The organism is Undibacterium sp. 14-3-2 (assembly GCF_016595265.1).
GTDB lineage: Bacteria > Pseudomonadota > Gammaproteobacteria > Burkholderiales > Burkholderiaceae_D > Undibacterium > Undibacterium aquatile.
Map to the genome: position 1 here is coordinate 58,395 of NZ_JAENGS010000006.1, position 18,231 is coordinate 76,625.

General features: G+C 48.8%; 13 protein-coding genes and 1 tRNA gene. 6 read left to right on the forward strand and 8 right to left on the reverse strand.

Going from position 1 to position 18,231, the window contains the following annotated elements; all coding sequences use genetic code 11:
- Positions 1–56: 56 nt before the first annotated feature.
- The gene (nadB, locus tag Undi14_RS13920) at positions 57–1,664 is read left to right on the forward strand and encodes an L-aspartate oxidase (RefSeq protein WP_200180957.1); all 1,608 of its coding nucleotides are present in this window, start codon (positions 57–59) and stop codon (positions 1,662–1,664) included.
- 129 nt (positions 1,665–1,793) lie between these two features.
- Here nadB and nadC read toward each other — a convergent pair whose 3' ends face one another.
- The 4 genes from nadC to Undi14_RS13940 all read right to left on the reverse strand — a co-directional run bounded on the left by nadC (position 1,794) and on the right by Undi14_RS13940 (position 8,080).
- Positions 1,794–2,660, reverse strand: coding sequence for a carboxylating nicotinate-nucleotide diphosphorylase (nadC, locus tag Undi14_RS13925; RefSeq protein ID WP_200180958.1), 867 nt, complete (start codon positions 2,658–2,660; stop codon positions 1,794–1,796).
- 27 nt (positions 2,661–2,687) lie between these two features.
- Positions 2,688–3,824, reverse strand: a complete 1,137-nt coding sequence (gene nadA, locus Undi14_RS13930) for a quinolinate synthase NadA (protein WP_370589959.1) — start codon at positions 3,822–3,824, stop codon at positions 2,688–2,690.
- 210 nt (positions 3,825–4,034) lie between these two features.
- Entirely contained in the window at positions 4,035–6,086 is a 2,052-nt protein-coding gene (locus Undi14_RS13935) for a M13 family metallopeptidase (protein WP_200180959.1), read from the reverse strand.
- 44 nt (positions 6,087–6,130) lie between these two features.
- Positions 6,131–8,080: a CocE/NonD family hydrolase gene (locus tag Undi14_RS13940; RefSeq protein WP_200180960.1), complete on the reverse strand. Its 1,950-nt coding sequence runs from the start codon at positions 8,078–8,080 to the stop codon at positions 6,131–6,133.
- A gap of 236 nt (positions 8,081–8,316) precedes the next feature.
- Between Undi14_RS13940 and Undi14_RS13945 the strand changes: the two genes are divergently transcribed.
- Positions 8,317–8,832 carry a hypothetical protein gene (locus Undi14_RS13945; RefSeq protein ID WP_200180962.1) on the forward strand — a complete coding sequence of 172 codons (516 nt, stop codon included), beginning with the start codon at positions 8,317–8,319 and terminating at the stop codon, positions 8,830–8,832.
- A gap of 115 nt (positions 8,833–8,947) precedes the next feature.
- On the opposite strand, the gene Undi14_RS13950 is transcribed toward Undi14_RS13945, so the two are convergent.
- Together Undi14_RS13950 and ppnN are read right to left on the reverse strand one after the other, a co-directional pair.
- Complete coding sequence (locus Undi14_RS13950) at positions 8,948–9,907, reverse strand: chemotaxis protein (protein ID WP_186885827.1); 960 nt, start codon at positions 9,905–9,907, stop codon at positions 8,948–8,950.
- 160 nt (positions 9,908–10,067) lie between these two features.
- Positions 10,068–11,462 carry a nucleotide 5'-monophosphate nucleosidase PpnN gene (ppnN, locus tag Undi14_RS13955; protein WP_234030626.1) on the reverse strand — a complete coding sequence of 465 codons (1,395 nt, stop codon included), beginning with the start codon at positions 11,460–11,462 and terminating at the stop codon, positions 10,068–10,070.
- Positions 11,463–11,713: 251 nt separating this feature from the next.
- Between ppnN and Undi14_RS13960 the strand changes: the two genes are divergently transcribed.
- The 3 genes from Undi14_RS13960 to Undi14_RS13970 all read left to right on the forward strand — a co-directional run bounded on the left by Undi14_RS13960 (position 11,714) and on the right by Undi14_RS13970 (position 14,777).
- Positions 11,714–11,790: transfer RNA gene (locus Undi14_RS13960), tRNA-Met, on the forward strand.
- A gap of 480 nt (positions 11,791–12,270) precedes the next feature.
- On the forward strand, positions 12,271–14,358 hold the full coding sequence (locus tag Undi14_RS13965; RefSeq protein ID WP_200180963.1) for an acyltransferase family protein: 2,088 nt from the start codon (positions 12,271–12,273) through the stop codon (positions 14,356–14,358).
- Positions 14,359–14,549: 191 nt separating this feature from the next.
- Entirely contained in the window at positions 14,550–14,777 is a 228-nt protein-coding gene (locus Undi14_RS13970) for a hypothetical protein (RefSeq protein ID WP_200180964.1), read from the forward strand.
- 6 nt (positions 14,778–14,783) lie between these two features.
- Here Undi14_RS13970 and Undi14_RS13975 read toward each other — a convergent pair whose 3' ends face one another.
- Together Undi14_RS13975 and Undi14_RS13980 are read right to left on the reverse strand one after the other, a co-directional pair.
- Positions 14,784–15,581, reverse strand: a complete 798-nt coding sequence (locus Undi14_RS13975) for a LytTR family DNA-binding domain-containing protein (protein WP_200180965.1) — start codon at positions 15,579–15,581, stop codon at positions 14,784–14,786.
- Positions 15,578–16,615 carry a sensor histidine kinase gene (locus Undi14_RS13980; RefSeq protein ID WP_200180966.1) on the reverse strand — a complete coding sequence of 346 codons (1,038 nt, stop codon included), beginning with the start codon at positions 16,613–16,615 and terminating at the stop codon, positions 15,578–15,580. Before Undi14_RS13980 ends, Undi14_RS13975 begins: the two co-directional genes overlap by 4 nt.
- A gap of 89 nt (positions 16,616–16,704) precedes the next feature.
- On the opposite strand from Undi14_RS13980, the gene argH reads away from it, so the two are divergent.
- Complete coding sequence (gene argH / locus Undi14_RS13985) at positions 16,705–18,099, forward strand: argininosuccinate lyase (protein ID WP_200180968.1); 1,395 nt, start codon at positions 16,705–16,707, stop codon at positions 18,097–18,099.
- Positions 18,100–18,231: the final 132 nt, after the last annotated feature.

An 18,231-nucleotide genomic window follows, 5' to 3' on the forward strand; every position in this document is an offset into this window, starting at 1 on the left:
CGGCCATTTAACAACAAGACGGCGCAACAAGACAGCGCGTTTTTATAAAGCTCTTTATGAAGAATTTCGATGTAGTCATCGTTGGCAGCGGTCTGGCGGGCTTATCCGTCGCCTTACATCTGGCACAAACACGCAAGGTTGCCATCATCTCCAAACGCGAATTGCTTGACGGTGCCAGCAATTGGGCTCAGGGCGGCATTGCCGCCGTGCTGGATTCGCATGACAGTCATGATCAGCATATTTCAGACACACTGATCGCTGGTGGCGGCCTGTGCGATGAAGGAGCAACCCGTTATATTGTTGAGCATGGGCGTGAAGCGATAGATTGGCTGATAGAACAAGGCGTGCCATTCACCCGCGACGAGGAAGCAGAACTCGGCTTTCATCTGACGCGCGAAGGTGGTCATAGTCAGCGTCGCATCATTCATGCCGCCGACGCCACCGGACATGCGGTGCAAGTCACGCTGGAACAAAAGGTGCGCAACCACCCCAACATCGCGCTGTTTGAACATCATTACGCGATTGACGTTATCACCTCCGCAAAGCTCGGCGACACCTCACCGACACCACGTTGTCTCGGCCTGTATGTGCAAGACGTTAAAACCGGAAAAGTCGATACCTTCTCCGCTCAGCATACCGTGATGGCGACCGGTGGCGCAGGCAAAGTTTATCTGTACACCACGAATCCGGATACAGCGACTGGCGACGGTATTGCAATGGCATGGCGCGCAGGCTGCCGCGTCGGCAATATGGAATTTATTCAGTTTCACCCAACCTGTCTGTATCACCCATTTGCCAAATCTTTCCTGATCACGGAAGCGGTGCGTGGCGAAGGCGGTATTTTAAAATTGCCCGCCGAAGCAGGTGCCGCCGCTGGCAAGCGTTTCATGGCCGATCATGATGAACGTCTGGAGCTCGCACCGCGTGACGTGGTGGCGCGCGCGATCGACTTCGAAATGAAAAAACGCGGCCTCGATTATGTAGAACTCGACATCAGCCACCAACCGCCGGAATTTCTGAAGGAACATTTCCCGACGATTTATGCACGCTGTCTGGAGCTCGGCATCGACATTACGAAACAAGGTATTCCTGTCGTGCCCGCTGTACATTTCACCTGCGGCGGCATTGTTACCGATACCGATGGCAGAACCGATCTGCACGGCCTGTATGCGGTCGGCGAAACAGCTTACACTGGCCTGCATGGAGCGAATCGTCTCGCCAGCAATTCCCTGCTTGAATGTCTGGTCGTTGGCCGTGCCGCAGCAAAACACATAGAAAGTCAGGAAAGAATCACACCGATCGCCCTACCTGACTGGGATGAAAGCCGCGTCTCTGACGCCGATGAAGAAGTCGTGATCGCCCACAACTGGGATGAATTGCGCCGCTTCATGTGGAATTATGTCGGTATCGTACGCACCACCAAACGACTGGAGCGCGCGAAGCACAGGATACGTTTGCTGAAAGAAGAAATCGACGAGTATTACGCCAACTTCCGCATTTCCAACCACTTACTGGAATTGCGCAATCTGGTTGAAGTGGCGTCGCTCATCGTCAACAGCGCCCTGTCTCGCCGCGAAAGTCGCGGCCTGCATTTCAGTCGCGATTATCCCGACACCTTGCCAAAGGCCTTACCAACAGTACTGACACCGAAGCGCAAAAAATAAGCATCAGGCGATACAACACAATCAAGAATCACGAAAACGGCAAAAAACAATGCCGCCACAGCCCAATATCTATGCGGGCTCTGGCGGCATTGCTTTATGCGAAAAAAAGAACGGGAAACCTGTCAGCGCTCAGATAATCCGTAAAGAATAATCCGTCGCCTTGATATCCTTGGTCAGGCTGCCGATGGAAATACGGTCAACGCCGGTTTCAGCAATCGCGCGAACGGTGACATGATCAATACCACCGGATGCTTCCAGCAAAGCCCGGCCTGCGTTGATTGCCACGGCTTCACGCATCATTGCGGTATCGAAGTTATCCAGCAAAATCGATGTCGCACCGGCTTGCAATGCCGTCTGTAATTGCTCCAGCGTTTCCACTTCTATCTGTATGCTGACACCGGCATTCAGGCTCAGTGCCTGTTGCATGGCAGCGGCGACACCACCAGCGGCAGCGATATGATTTTCCTTGATCAAAATGCCGTCATACAAAGCCAGACGTTGGTTTTTTCCACCGCCAACACGTACCGCATATTTTTGCGCCAGACGCAGCCCTGGCAAGGTTTTGCGCGTATCGAGAATCGCCGCTTTAGTGCCGGCGATGATAGCAACATACTTGCCGGTCGCAGTCGCAACCGCAGACAACAACTGCAGGAAATTCAGCGCGGAACGTTCGGCCGTCAGCAAAGCACGGGCTGGCGCCTTGATTTTGCAGACCACGGTATTTGCCTTCATCTGCGCACCTTCGGCGTATTGCCAATCCACTTCGATAGTGGGATTCAGCGTCGTCATCACGGCATCGAACCACGGCGCACCACACAGAATGGCATCTTCGCGCACTATCACTTGCGCCTGTACGATTTCATCGGCAGGCACCAACAAGCCAGTCAGGTCGGCGGCACCGACATCTTCGGCCAGTGCATCGCGGATATTGCGTTCAAACGCTTTTTGCAGATCGGCATCAAACGGCGAATGAGAATTTTTCAAATTACTAGGCATGAGTACAAAATCCTGAGCGGAGTTTCATTAAGCCGGGCCAATGCCGGAAAATAAGTTAGCTTCTTTTGCCAGATCGGACGATGGGCGCACATTGGCTTTTTTCGCTGCAGCAAAATCCAGCATGCGATCAATGCAGACCCGCGCTTTTTGCCCGACCACAGGATCAACATGAATTTCATGATCGCCGTTTTCCAGCACATGCAACAGATTGCGCAAGCCGTTCATCGCCATCCACGGGCAGTGCGCACAGCTTTTACATGTCGCGCTATTGCCCGCCGTTGGCGCAACGATGAACGTTTTGCCGGGTGCAGCCAGCTGCATTTTGTGCAGGATGCCGTTGTCGGTGGCGACAATGAATTCCTGCGCATCCATGGTCTGCGCCGCGTGAATCATTTGCGACGTCGAACCCACCACATCGGCCAGCGCAACGACGGCAGCAGGCGACTCTGGGTGCACCAGAATTTTTGCATTTGGATGCTCGGCCTTCAGCAAATCCAGCTCTATGCCTTTGAATTCGTCATGCACAAGGCAGGAACCCTGCCACAACAACATGTCGGCACCGGTTTTTTTCTGGATATAGCCGCCCAGATGTTTGTCTGGTGCCCACAAGATTTTTTTGCCCTGCGCATGCAGATGCGCGACGATATCGAGACCGATACTGGACGTTACCATCCAATCGGCACGCGCTTTGACAGCGGCACTGGTATTGGCGTACACGACAACGGTGCGGTCAGGATGCGCATCGCAAAACGCCGCAAACTCATCTGCCGGACACCCCAGATCGAGCGAGCAGGTCGCATCCAGATCCGGCATCAGTATCGTTTTTTCAGGACTGAGGATTTTGGCTGTTTCGCCCATGAATTTAACACCAGCGACGATCAGCGTTTTGGCCGGATGATCCCGCCCGAAACGCGCCATTTCCAGCGAATCCGATACGCAACCGCCGGTTTCTTCGGCCAGATCCTGCAAGTCGGCATCCACATAATAATGCGCAACCAGCACCGCCTGCTTTTCTTTCAGCAAGCTGCGGATACGGTTTTTCAGGGCGATTTTTTCTTCCGGTGTCGGCATATCCGGCACTTTGGCCCCGGCATTAGCGACACAACTGCTGCCTTCTTCCATTAAAGGACGTTCAAATTCAACGACTTTGGTAGCTTCCATCATTCTCTGCCTATCGCCGGAAGCGCGCTGGAAGGCGTTCCGGCATCAAAATATACTCCCCGGGGTATATAAAAAGGCCTAGTGTTTATGCTGACAATAGGCTAGTTTTGGCATATACCCCCTGTTTTTCAGGGAAATTGAGGATAAAAAACGCCGGTTGCACTGTGGGCGAAACCGGCGTTGGGATCACAGCAAAGGCGATAGTATACGCTGTTACCAGATGTTCACGCGCTTCGCGCCCTGACGCAATGGCGAACGATCGCCCTTACATTGGAATGCCTCCGCAAATTCGGGCATGTTTGCCAGCGGCGCAATGACGCGGTATTTGTCCGGTGCATGCGGATCTGTTGCCAGTTTCATGCGCAACATTTCATCACGAATCAGGCTGCGGAAACTTTGGGCATTCGCAACGAAGAAGCGCTGATCCGGCGTCAGGCCGTCAATTTCTGCAGCCTGCGGTTTGGCCTTCAACGATTGACGTAAGGCTTGTAACGCGATTTTCAAGCCACCCAGATCGGCTATATTTTCACCGGCAGTCAGCTTGCCGTTAATGTGCAGTTGATCGATAGGATTAAATTCATCGAACTGACGCTCAATGGCCTTGGCGCGCAACAAGAATTTTTTCTCATCCTGCGGTGTCCACCAGCTTTTCAGATTTCCCTGTGCGTCGAACTGCCGCCCTTCATCATCAAAACCATGCGTCAGTTCATGCCCTATCGTCGCACCGGTATTACCGTAATTCGCTGCCGGGTCGGCATTCACATGGTACAGCGGCGGTTGCAATATCCCAGCCGGGAAGACCATTTCATTCATGGTCGGGTTGTAATAGGCGTTCACCGTTTGCGGCGTCATACCCCATTCATTGCGGTCAATAGGCTTACCTAATTTTGCCAGCACACGCTTAAACTCGAATTCAGAGGCGCGCGCGATGTTGTCGGCATACGAGCCCTTGTCAATCTGCAAGCCAGAGTAATCGCGCCAGACATCGGGGTAACCGATTTTCACCATCACCGTGTCGAGTTTTTTATACGATTGCTGCTTGGTCACATCGGACATCCACTCCAGCTTACCGATACTGTCGCGCATCGCCGCCTTGATGTTCGTCACCATTTCCTGCACGCCAGCTTTCGCTTCGGGTCCGAAGAACTGAGCCACATACAACTCACCCATGGCCTCACCAGTGTGAGCATCGATGCTTGCCAGCACCCGTTTCCAGCGCGGTTGCAGCTCTTTCGTCCCGGCCAGAGTTTTGCCGTAAAAATCAAAATGCGCATTGACTAATGCAGAGCTGAGTGCTGATGCCCGCGTATTCAGCAATTCCCAACGCAAATAGGTTTTCCACTGATCCAGTGGTACGCGATCCAGCAGGCGATCGGCTTCGGCGAAAAATTTAGGATGCGCAATATTGAACTGCCCCGGCTGTGTCAGCCCAACACCCGAAAAATACGTGGCCCACGGTGTGGATTTCGTCAGTTTCTGCAACCCAGCCAAGTCTGACAAATGATAGCTGGCCTGCGGATCGCGCAACTCAACCTTGGTCAGAGAAACCTTGGCGAGACGGGTTTCCAGCGCCAGCACATCTGCTGCATTTTTTGCTGCGACGTCAGATGTATCGCCCAGAAAGCTAAACATCTGCGTCATGTAAGACAGATATTTAGCGCGAATTTCTTTCGTTTTTGTATCGGTTTTCAGATAGTAATCACGATCCGGCAAGCCCAGACCGCCTTGCATCAGTTGTGGAATATAGCGGTTCGCATTTTTCGCATCCTGATCGATCGTAAAGCCAAATAAGGGATTGATGCCCTGCTTATGCAATACAGCAATCATGGAAATCAGCTGCTGCTTATCACCAATAGCGTTAATTTTCGCCAATGTCGCATCCAGTGGACGTACGCCCTCTTTTTCGATTTGCGCTTCATTCATACCGCTGGCGTAAAACGCGCCAACCAGCTGCGCTGCGCGGTGTTGATCGTGACCCGCAGCAGCTGTTTCCGCGATTTTTTTCAAGGCAATCATATTGCGCTCGGTGACCTCATCGTAAGCACTGTAGCGCGAGCGATCAGCAGGAATTGGATTATTTTTCAACCATAGCCCATTCGCATATTCAAAAAATTGCGTGCATGGATCTGCTTTCAAATCCATCGTTGCCGATTCCAGTACCAGTTGGTTTGAGCTGGCGGTTTGCGCCTGCGCTGTCGAAGAAAGACAGGCAAGACTCACCAGAGTAGCAAGGATGCTGCGCTTAAAGAATTGAGGTGTGGACATAATTTTTCGTTTTATTGATATGTGAGTTGATATGGCGCGAGCGATTATTTTACTAACACTTGTACAGCGATGCCGGAATACTGCCCCGGCGAGCGATAAACGCGTTGCGTCGCTTTTTGGAAATCATCAGGATTTGCCTTAGGAATATCCATAAATTTTTGTGGATTTAAGTCGATTAACGGAAACCATGAGCTTTGTACCTGCACCATGATCCTGTGCCCACGGCGAAACGTGTGGTTGATATCCGGCATACGATAGCTCACTGTATCGACTTTACCCGGCGCAAACGGCATAGGTTTTTCAAAACCGTGACGGAATTTCCCGCGCAAAGGTTCGCCACGGACTAATTGCTGATAACCCGCCATTTTTATCGCCGGCGGCGGCACATCACTACCCCGATCACGCGGCGCTTGTCGCTCAGGATAATCGTCAGGATAAACATCAATCAGCTTCACAACCCAGTCAGCATCGGTACCGGATGTCGAGACAAATAAACGGGGATTGACCGGCCCCGCAATCGTCACATCTTCTTCCAACACATCAGTCTGATACACCAGCACGTCGGGACGGGTAGAAGCAAAACGCTGATCAGACACCATATATTCGCGCGGCACGCCCGTTGCCACATACGAGATAAACGGCACAGGCTTTTTCGGGTCGCTGATATATTCGTCAAAGGTGTTGAACTCTTCCTGTGGTTCTTTCCAACTCAGCTTCCCATTCGCAGAAAAATACAAAGTACGATTTTGTGCCTGCTGTGGCGGCCAGCTGGAGTATTCGCGCCAGACATTCGTTCCAGTTTCAAATACGGTCGCTTCCGCCAGTGCTTTGCCCTTCTCGCCTTTCAGATGCTGCTCAAAAAACGGAAACAGAATATTTTTACGGTAATACTCACCTGTCTTCACGTCAAAACTGACATTCCCTAATGACTTACCTTCTGCGCCAGCCCAGCCGCCATGCGCCCACGGCCCCATCACGATGCCATTAAAACTGCCTTTATTATTCGCTTTGATGGCCTGATAGGTTGTGAACGGACCCTGCGCATCCTCGGCGTCATACCAACCGCCAACCGTGAGCACTGGCGTTTTAACATTTTTCAGATGCGCCGCAATATTGCGCGACTTCCAGAAATCATCGTAACTGGTATGGGCAATTGTCGGCATCAGTAATTCGCGCTGTTTGTCGCTGAGTTGTGCCGTGATATTTCCAAGTGTCAGATGTTGCAGAAAATACTGATAACTATCCTGCGTTCCATATTCAAACTGACTCCAGATTTTTGGCAACCGGGTCGGATTTTTTTCTGCCGTGAAATTGGAATAAAAATCAAAATTTGCCGACAACATAAAGGCGCCACCATGATAAGAATCGTCGCCCATATATAAATCTGTCACTGGCGCCTGCGGTGACGCTGCCTTGATTGCAGGATGCGAATCGATGACGCTGGCAGAGGTATAAAAACCGGGATAAGAAATACCCCAGATGCCAACCTTACCGTTATTACCACGTACGTTCTTTAACAGCCATTCCACCGTGTCGTACATATCCTGGCTTTCATTGCCTTCGCCGGGAGCACGGTCAGATTTCGCATGGGGCGTCATTTCCTGCCACTTACCTTCCGACATGTAGCGCCCACGCACATCCTGATTCACGAAAATATAGCCACTGTTTTCAAATTCCTTTGATGGACCGACAGAGCGCGGGTAAAAATCCACACCATAATGCGACTCTTCACCATCATGCACACCGCTACCGTAAGGCGTTCTGACCATCAGAAACGGATACGCTTTAGATGTATCTTTGGGAACATAGACCACGGTAAACAGACGCACACCATCACGCATAGGAATCTGGTATTCATATTTGGTGTACAGCTCACGCACCGAGGGCTTGCTTTCAGCTTTTTCCGTTGCGTCTGCTGCAGCCAGCGCAGAACTAAGCGGATTAAACGCCAGCAGCGACGCACATAACAACGCAGAAAGTTTCAAACGAGTCATCACAGATCCTTTTTCTTATCGGTTTTTCACGGAACATCATTTCTTTTGACTGCCATTTACACGCATATTCTGCTATTTACAATTTAAAAAGCTCGCTTCATCGTGCAACATAAGGAAACAATAGATTTTCAGAATACTGCTAATATGCAGTATATGAACATGACAGATCATAGTTATCTGTTACTGAGTGTTTTTTTTGCATTAAGTTTCGGAATTTTACTGAAACAGTCATTTATATGCTGAAGGTTGACATCATGAAGGTATTTAAGCTGCTTTGCGTAACGGGATTTGCTCTTTGTTTTTCCGCCAATGTGCTGGCGCAATCGCACTCCGCCCCGGTCAGCTCTGTTCGCCACGGCTACTATCCCGGACGCCCATTCCCTGGATACACCTATCATAGCCCCCGCCCTTATTACGGCAACTACGGCTATTACCGGGGGCATTACTCTTATTTTCCGGAGGTTCTTCTGGGCTCAGTAGTCGTGGGTGCCATGCTCAGTGCACCATCTGTCGTGTATAGCAACCAGACGTACACAACGTATGCGCCCTACCCAGCATACGCAACGACATATAGCACCTACTTCAGTCCAGCGTATATCAGTGAACCTGCGACCAGTTATACCTACTCCGATCCCATCCCAGTAACAAGCAATAACGGCGACTGGCTGTACTGTAATCAGCCAGACGGCTTTTATCCTGCAATTAAAGATTGTCCGGGCGGCTGGAGAAAAGTCCCCGCGCAAGGACGATAACATCGTCATTCATGCTCAATTCCAAGGTGGCGACATCGGTCGCGATATAAATGACGATATAAAAAAAGGACGCCAACCCGGCGTCCTTTTTACATAGCAAACAAGCGCTGACTTACTATTTATTTTTCAAAATTTTCCTGATTGCTGCTGCCAACTCTTCTGCCACAAACTTGGCGACATAGGCATCTGCGCCAACGCTCTTAATGTGCTCTTCGTTCGTGGAACCGGAGAGAGACGAGTGGATAATCACAGGTAAATTCTTATAACGATCATCCTGCTTGATCTTACGTGTCAGGGTAAAGCCATCCATTTCAGGCATCTCCAGATCGGTGAGTATCATCGCCACTTTATCGCTGGCAGGCTTCCCATCCGCAAGAGAGGCTGCCGTCATTGACTGCAATTTATCCCAGGCCTCTTTACCCGTTTTAGTCATGATAAACGGCGCACCTATCGCATTCAGCGCCTGTTCGATCAAGCTGCGAGCCACGCCAGAATCATCCGCCGCCAGAATGACAGCGCCTTCTTTCATCAGCAACTTATCGCCAATCGTATCTGGGTCAACATCTTTCGTGTCAGATGGCGTAATCTCACGCAGGATCTGCTCCACATCGAGCACCTGAGCCAGACGGGTATTCTCAACATCGCCGTCAAGACGAGCAATGCTGGTTACCATACCACCTACAGCACTGTTTTCTGCTGACAGCACCTGACTCCAGTCAAGCCGCACGATTTCCTCAACAGATTCCACTGCGAATCCCTGAGTGGTGCGCGCATATTCAGTGACCAGCATAATATTCAGGCCAGTTTTCGGCGTACATCCGACAACCGCAGGCAAATCAATCACTGGAATTATTTGCCCGCGCAAGTTCACTACACCCAGCATATGGGGAAGAGAGCCAGCAACAGCAGTAATCGCAGGCATCGCAACGATTTCGCGCACTTTAAACACGTTGATACCAAACAATTCAGAACGATCGCCATTTGTATCGCCACCCAATCTGAACAGCAGCAATTCAAATTTATTCGAACCGGTGAGATTGGTACGCTCATCCACTTCCTGCTGTACTGTACTCATAGATATTTCCTTCTAAATTAAAGAGAACTGGTTCGATGGTATGTTACCAATTTCAACGGATAAGCCAAACAAATTTATCTTTCAAGACGGGGAATTCACATCTTTTTGCAGTTCCTGAACAAAAATAAGACGATAAAAGCGCAAGTCCCCCGGATCTGCTTTATTTGATAATCCGATAACAAGGAGTGTACGCTTTCCCCGGCAATTTCATACGATTTTGTGCAACAAACGAGCTTAATAAAGCATCCATGGTTTCCATGATGGCGGGGTCACCACAGATTTCAAAATTCCCATATTGCTCTATCGCCCTGATTCCCTGATTCTTCACATTACCGGCAACCACCCCGGAAAATGCACGGCGCAGGTTGGCGGCCAGTATGTGCTGCGGCTGATTTCTATGAATTGCCAGATTACGCATATTTTCATGACTGGGTTCAAATGGTCGCTGAAACTCTTCATCGATCTTCAACATCCAGTTGAAATAATAAGCATCGCCCTTTTGCTTTCTGAATTCTCTGACCTGTTTTATACCCTGCTCAACTGCTCTGGCGACCGCAACGGGATCATTTACGATAATCTGGTAGTGCTGCTGCGCCTGAGGGCCCAAAGTGCTGGCGATAAACTGGTCAATCTGATGAAAGTAATCGGCCGCACCTTCGGGCCCGGTAAAAATCAGAGGGAACGGAATTCCTTCATTCTCAGGATGCAGCAAAATACCGAGCAAATAGAGAATCTCTTCAGCCGTCCCAGCGCCACCTGGAAAGACGATGACCGCATGCCCGATACGAACAAATGCTTCAAGCCGCTTTTCGATATCGGGCAAAATCACCAGATCATTAACGATAGGATTAGGCGCCTCCGCAGCGATAATCCCCGGTTCGGTCAAACCTATGTAGCGGCTATGCGCAATACGTTGCTTCGCATGACCTATCGTCGCCCCCTTCATCGGTCCCTTCATCGCACCTGGACCGCAACCAGTACAAATATCCAGATTACGCAAGCCAAGCTGATAACCGACTTGCTTGGTGTAGTCATACTCATGACCAGAAATAGAGTGACCGCCCCAGCACACCACCAGATTCGGGTTCACCTGAGGGCGTAACAAATTCGCGTTACGCAAAATATGGAACACCGCGTCAGTGATTCCCTCGCTAGAATTCAGATTGAATTTATTTCTGTCTGCAATTCCAGTCGCGACACTATTCTCCATTTCTGCATTCATGAACAAAATGTCGCGCAATACGGCGAACAGATGCTCTTGAATTCCTTTGATCATGACGCCGTTGACAAAAGCCAGAGCAGGTGCGCCTTTGATATCCAGTTTAATTCCACGCTCACGCTGAACAATGCTGATATCAAAATTCTTATAACGTTCCAGCAATTCCTTGCCATCATCCAGACCGCTGCCGCAATTCAATACCGCTAACGCACAGCTACGAAACACCTGATACAAACCCCCATGGCTGTTATCAAGCAACTTACTGACTTCCGCTTTAGACAATACTTCCATGCGACCTTCCGGTGCAATCTGACTATCAATCACTTCATATTCCATCACTGCTTTTCTCCGCATCAATCAAATTAATTCCGCACGTCAAACTCTCGACACAATGTTATTTCAGTACTTTATTTCAGTACTAGCCTTCATACGTTCCCCATTATGCCTCGCAGTAAACCATTTATATGTTGCACATGATTTTAATCATTGAATTTCGACCAGCAACAACTTTACGGAGCTCGCGGAATTTATTTTCGTTGCGCACTTGTATATGGGCCACTTGCCATGTATCATTCGCCCTCTTCAGACGCGGGGTGGAGCAGTCTGGCAGCTCGTCGGGCTCATAACCCGAAGGTCGTAGGTTCAAATCCTGCCCCCGCAACCAGTTAAATTAAAAGGCTTACGTCATTGACCTAAGCCTTTTTTGTTTTCAGACTCGCACATCAAAAATTGAATGGAAGTGCGTCGGCAATTTTCAAAATGAAACGAATGCTCTAAAAAAATCATGAGACGAGTTTATGGCGTTCTTTTTTTTGTGCTCAGCGTCTATCGAGTTAGCTCTGTCAACTCGTTAAAGTGCTGAACTTTCCTCTGGTACTTCATTAGCAACCTGATATTTGGATATTCGCAATGTGATGCAATATCGACCAAAGTCATGGAGTTAGAACTCTTTAACAAGAGTGGGCAATGCAAAACAAGTTCAACTTAAGCAAGTGTTAGGTAAATAGCTTTGTGTCAAGTAAAATATTGCTTTTATTGAATCCCCTATTCAGTCCTGACAAGATTGACATTAATTCCATACATGCAGACTCCCGCCATTCAACACACAATATCTCCAATTACGTATCGCCCGGACATAGATGGTTTGCGTGCCATCGCAGTCATCGCAGTCGTTCTGTATCATGCCTTTCCCTCTAGAGTGAGCGGGGGATTTGTCGGTGTCGACATATTCTTTGTAATTTCCGGCTATCTGATTTCCAGCATTATTTTCAAAGGACTGGCGAGTGGAAAATTTAGTTTTCTTGAATTCTATTCACACCGCATCAAACGGATTTTTCCAGCATTGATTCTGGTATTGCTTACAGCCTTTAGTCTGGGTTGGTTTGTGTTGTTACCGGACGAATTCAAACAATTAGGAAAACATATTCTTGCCGGAGCCGGATTTGCACAAAACATAGTCTTATGGAAAGAATCCGGATACTTTGACAATGCATCTGAACTTAAACCACTGATTCATTTGTGGTCGCTGGCCTTAGAAGAACAGTTTTATCTGATTTTTCCTGCATTGATGTGGATTGTGTGGCGTTTTGGCTTAAATGCGCTCACTGCCATTCTGATACTAGCTTTTTTCTCCTTTAAGCAGAATATCCATGATGTTCAGTATGAAATAGTGAAGGCGTATTTTTTACCTCAGACACGATTTTGGGAGATTCTTGCAGGATCAATACTTGCGTTCTTCCAAGTATTCAAGTTCGATGGCTTTCTCGCAAAAATCAGGTATATAGTTTTTCATCCTGTGATATTTAGTAATCCACCAGACTTAGATAAAAGACAATACACATTAAATAATTTTTTATCTATTACAGGATTCATACTTGCGATCCTGGCTATTTTTTGTATAAACAAAAACAAATCATTTCCTGGCTGGTGGGCATTAGCACCCGTGCTAAGCGCTTTTCTGATAATTTTATCGGGCCCTGAGTCTTGGGTGAGTAAAAATATCTTATCAAGCAAGATAATGCTGTTTGTTGGTTTGATTAGTTATCCTTTGTATTTATGGCACTGGGTTCTGCTCTCCTTTGCGCAAATAGTAGAAAGCGAAACACCTGCAGTTCACATACGAATATCAGCGATTGTCATTGCCATTGTTTTGGCATGGGCAACCTACGTTTTCATTGAGAAACCCATACGTTTTGGCAGGAAGGGTTTATTAAAAACATTTATTTTGAGTATGATGCTGGTCGCAGTGGCTGGCCTCGGTTACGCCGCCTACACCGGAATGGTAAGAAAATCGATAAATGAAAAAATGGAGCGTTCTCTTAACAGCATTAATGAGCCATTCTTGTCTTGGGGCGGACCTCCTTTGCGTGATGGAGTACACCAGGAATACCAAGATGCTGAGTGCTTAAAACGATATCCCAATTTCGGTGATGATAAAGCATGTCGTTTGCAAAAAAATGCGCCGCCCACTGTGATGTTAATTGGAGATTCGCATGCAAATCACTTATTCCCAGGCCTAGCGGAGCACTTTAAAGACGAGTCTGGTATCAATATCTTAAATCTCTCTGTTACCGGACGGGGTTGGGGCCCCGCTTTGCTAAATGTAGGGCATACACCGGGAGATTTGAGCTATCTCCCCCAAGCGATAAAGCTGACGAATGAAGCGATCTCTGCAGCTGAAAATACCAGCTCAGTACAGTTGGTTATTATGGCGATGTTCGGCCAAGCCTACGTCCCCACCTACCAAAGCGAGGAGCAGCAAATATTTTTGCAAGGACATCCGGAAATAAAAGATGAAAAAAAAATCTGGGAAATTGGGATGCGAAATACGCTAACCAGACTATTAGATAAAGGAAAGAAAATTATTTATGTCCTGGATTCACCAGCACTGGATTTTAGCCCTCGATCGTGCGTAGATAGCAGGCCATTCCACTTGATGAACCACAATTATGAACGCACGCCTTGCGCTGTTAAGCGTACTGCCTTTGATGACGCAAACCGAGAGTATCGAAAGGTAGTTATCAATGTATTGAAAGACTATCCTCAAGTGAAAATTTTTGATGCTGGCTCATATTTTTGCGATGGCAGCTTATGTTGGGCAAAGAAAAATGGTGAAATCCTGTATCGTGACGAACATCATCTTACGCTGGATGGCTCCCGTTTCGTGGCTGATCGCTTAGCGCCTTTGGTCTCGGACTTAATGACAAACGATTCAGACGCCAAACGAAAATAAATATAGATATCATTATCCGAAAATCCTTTACCAGACTTCTGCACACATCACTGCGTTGTTTGTGGTAGTTAAGGATTTGTGAAATATTTTACACAAAAGACAAAAAGAATCCGCTTTCAATTCAATGAGTTGCCAGCAATGAGCAGCCTATATTGTGATGAAAAAATACTGCCAAATTTAAACACTATCCGATGAAAGATTATAAAGATAACGCAACAATGGAATTACCCGGATTCGGTGAGCCTGCGTTTGAGGTTCCAGAGGTCAGAAAGGGAAATACCAAACCCCGACAAGGAAAGAACATCCGGCAGGAACAACTTGATTTGCTTGCGGCGCTGGGCCCGACAGATATCAGCGGACTGCCAGCTTGGGTTAATGATGAAAATACCGACCTGACGGGTCTTCCTATCTGGCGCTGAAGACACTCAACGAACCAATGCCTTGATCAACGGCCATTGGCGTCTTGAAATTGGCAGGCGTTCAACAGAACCAGCGACAATCACCTGCCAATTTTCACTTACCTTCTCGTTTTCGCCATCCATATCGACAATGTGAGTCGCGCGCTCGACACCTGCAATCGCTGCTTTCGCAACCAATGCATTTCTGTGGATGCGTACAAATTTATCTTTCAACTCTGTTTCTAATGAAGTCAGGGATTCCTCCAGCAAAAATTCCTTTTGCGATGTATATAAAGTCACGTATTTCTGCTCCGCCTTCAAAAATAAAACATCACGAACCGGAACCAGCAAAATACGTCCGCGCTCAAGAACAGAAAAATTCTCGCGGCAAACAAGTGCTGGTATCTGCTCCATGGTTGCGCTCGCAGACACTGCTACCGGGAGGCGATTCGCTACCCGGGTGATGGCATCAGCCAGACGATTCGCCCTCACCGGTTTAAGGAGATAATCTGCTGCTTGCACACCAAAAGCAGGGAATGCAAACTCATCATAGGCCGTGATAAAAATAATCGCCGGCACTCCGGAAACGACTGCGTGATCGCGCAAATACTGCGCCATTTCCATTCCACTCATTTCCGGCATCTGCACATCAAGCAAAATAATATCCGGCCGCAATTCTGCAATCTTTTCGAGACCCGATTTTGCATCGGATGCTTCACCAACAAGCTGATGCAGGCATTCAGCCTGAATATCAGACAATAAAGTCGTCAACCGCTCCCTCGCAGGAGCTTCGTCATCAACAATAAAAATGGTGGGAATACTCATCTTTGAGCCGGGAAATGTAATATCACTTCAAAACTACCATCTGATTTTCTGATACTTAATTGTGCCTCAACGTCATACAATAATTTTAAGCGCTGCCGGATATTGTCGAGCGCCATTTGATTTCCGGAAGATAATCTGGCGTCCTGATGTACAGAATTCCGCACACGGATTTCGATTTTATCCAATCCTCTCTGAATGTCGATGAAAATCGTTGCCGCTCCGGAAGATGGCTCGACACCGTAGTGAACTGCATTCTCCAGTATCGGTTGCAGTAACAGCACAGGAATTTGTATCTGGCGCATATCTTCGTCCGTCAACTGCTCTGTGTTCCAGGCTAACTGCAGACGCTCCCCAAGACGCAAAGACTCAATTGCCAGATATTGTCTGCAAAGATGCAACTCGTCATGCAAACTTGTCATGGTTCGGGTATCGCGCATCAGCACCCGAAACAAATCAGATAAGTCCTCTATCACCGATTCAGCCCGACGCGGGTCTTTCCGTATCAACGACAAGGCGGTATTCAAACTGTTAAACAAAAAATGTGGCCGTATCCGCGCCTGTAATGCCTGCAAGCGCGCCTCACCTAATGCAGGTGAAAAAGCACGGGTCCGCAGCTCAAAATACTGTTGCAGGCAAAATCCTGAAACAGCAGTGAAAATAAGAATAAAACCCGTGTTCAGCCGTGGGAAAGCAAGCAAAAACCATTCAAACTGACCGAAGAAGGCGAGCAGAAAAATACTGACGGCAGCGGGAATTAATACGCAGGCCAGCCGCTGTAGCCAGACTGGGGAGGCATGTGAATAGGCATAGCGGCGACAAGCACATAATAGGAAAAGCGAAAGCAGACAAATCGCTTCTATCAGCATCGACGCTTCAATGAAATTCTCCAAAACCAGCGCCCAGCCGTCGCCACGCGAGGCCAATCCCAGCAAAACAACCACACTGACACCCGCCAGCACGCGGAAAATCACGCCGATATTGCAGCAATCGGGAATCACAGGTTCATTCTTTGGGACAGATAAAACAGTCGTCATCGTGGTTTTGCTCGGGGAAAAGTGGTGCGGTGTTTTATAATCGGAGAATATTTATCGCTAACCGCAGCCAAAACGGCAATCAATCCATTATGACATCACAATTCAATAAAAAAAGCGAGGCATGGTCTGCCCGTTTCTCCGAGCCAGTTTCCGATCTCGTCAAGCGCTACACCGCTTCGGTATTTTTTGATAATCGCATGGCGGCGGTGGACATTCAGGGTTCTCTCGCGCATGCGGAGATGCTGAGTGCACAAAATATTATCAGCGCTCAGGATTACGCTGATATTCAACGCGGCATGGCACAAATTCAGTCAGAAATTGAATCGGGCAAATTTGAATGGCTGCTGGATCTGGAAGACGTGCATCTGAACATAGAAAAACGCCTGACCGAGCTGGTCGGTGACGCAGGGAAGCGACTGCATACCGGACGCTCACGTAACGACCAGGTCGCGACCGATATCCGCCTTTACATGCGCTCTGCGATTGATAATATCGTCACCCTGCTGCGCTCCCTGCGCAGCGCATTGATTGATCTGGCAGAAAAAAATGCAGCGACGATTTTGCCGGGTTTTACGCACATGCAAGTCGCACAACCGATCACGTTCGGGCACCACATTCTCGCTTACGTTGAAATGTTCGGACGTGATACCGAGCGCATGCTGGATTGCCGCAAACGCGTCAATCGTCTGCCATTGGGCGCTGCAGCGCTGGCGGGTACCACCTTCCCGATCGACCGCGAACGCGTCGCTAAGACACTGGGCTTTGACGAAGTTTGCTACAACTCCCTCGATGCAGTTTCTGACCGCGACTTCGCGATTGAATTCTGCGCCGCTGCCGCGCTGGTGATGACACATATCTCTCGCATGTCTGAAGAGCTGGTGATCTGGATGAGCCCACGGGTTGGCTTTATCGATATTGCCGACCGTTTCTGCACCGGCTCATCGATCATGCCGCAAAAGAAAAATCCAGACGTGCCAGAACTTGCCCGTGGCAAGACAGGCCGCGTCAATGGCCATTTGATTGCGTTGCTGACGCTGATGAAGGGTCAGCCGCTGGCCTACAACAAGGATAATCAGGAAGACAAAGAGCCGCTTTTTGATACGGTCGATACCCTGGTTGATACACTGCGCATTTTTGCCGATATGGCGACTGGCATCAGCGTCAAACCTGAAGCCATGCGTGCCGCAGCTTTGCAAGGTTATGCAACTGCAACCGATCTCGCCGATTATCTGGTGAAAAAAGGTTTGCCGTTCCGTGATGCGCATGAAGCTGTTGCACACGCCGTCAAAACTTGCGTGGAAAAAGGCTGCGACCTCAGCGAAATGTCCCTCGAAGAATTACGCGGTTACTCTGCATTGATTGAACAGGATATTTTCCAGGTGCTGACACTGGAAGGCTCTGTCGCTGCTCGCGATCACATCGGCGGCACAGCGCCAAATCAGGTGCGGGCAGCAATTGCACGTGCACGCCAGTCGCTCGCATAAACTCTCGTATTTAACAACAAGCATCAGGCGCAGCCCTAGTCCATCTTAGGGCTGCACCTTCCCACCTCAAGACCCGCTTCCACCCCAGCTCTGCCGATGCTATAAGTAATTCTACTTAAGCAGCGGATATTG

What these genes read in the sequence shown, in the direction of transcription:
- ppnN (WP_234030626.1), bottom strand. Translation starts at nt 11,462, where the DNA reads ATGGAATATGAAGTGATTGATAGTCAGATTGCACCGGAAGGTCGCATG.
- Undi14_RS13950 (WP_186885827.1), bottom strand. Translation starts at nt 9,907, where the DNA reads ATGAGTACAGTACAGCAGGAAGTGGATGAGCGTACCAATCTCACCGGT.
- Undi14_RS13970 (WP_200180964.1), top strand. Translation starts at nt 14,550, where the DNA reads ATGAAAGATTATAAAGATAACGCAACAATGGAATTACCCGGATTCGGT.
- Undi14_RS13935 (WP_200180959.1), bottom strand. Translation starts at nt 6,086, where the DNA reads ATGTCCACACCTCAATTCTTTAAGCGCAGCATCCTTGCTACTCTGGTG.
- nadB (WP_200180957.1), top strand. Translation starts at nt 57, where the DNA reads ATGAAGAATTTCGATGTAGTCATCGTTGGCAGCGGTCTGGCGGGCTTA.
- Undi14_RS13975 (WP_200180965.1), bottom strand. Translation starts at nt 15,581, where the DNA reads ATGAGTATTCCCACCATTTTTATTGTTGATGACGAAGCTCCTGCGAGG.
- Undi14_RS13940 (WP_200180960.1), bottom strand. Translation starts at nt 8,080, where the DNA reads ATGACTCGTTTGAAACTTTCTGCGTTGTTATGTGCGTCGCTGCTGGCG.
- nadC (WP_200180958.1), bottom strand. Translation starts at nt 2,660, where the DNA reads ATGCCTAGTAATTTGAAAAATTCTCATTCGCCGTTTGATGCCGATCTG.
- nadA (WP_370589959.1), bottom strand. Translation starts at nt 3,824, where the DNA reads ATGATGGAAGCTACCAAAGTCGTTGAATTTGAACGTCCTTTAATGGAA.
- Undi14_RS13980 (WP_200180966.1), bottom strand. Translation starts at nt 16,615, where the DNA reads ATGACGACTGTTTTATCTGTCCCAAAGAATGAACCTGTGATTCCCGAT.
- Undi14_RS13945 (WP_200180962.1), top strand. Translation starts at nt 8,317, where the DNA reads ATGCTGAAGGTTGACATCATGAAGGTATTTAAGCTGCTTTGCGTAACG.
- argH (WP_200180968.1), top strand. Translation starts at nt 16,705, where the DNA reads ATGACATCACAATTCAATAAAAAAAGCGAGGCATGGTCTGCCCGTTTC.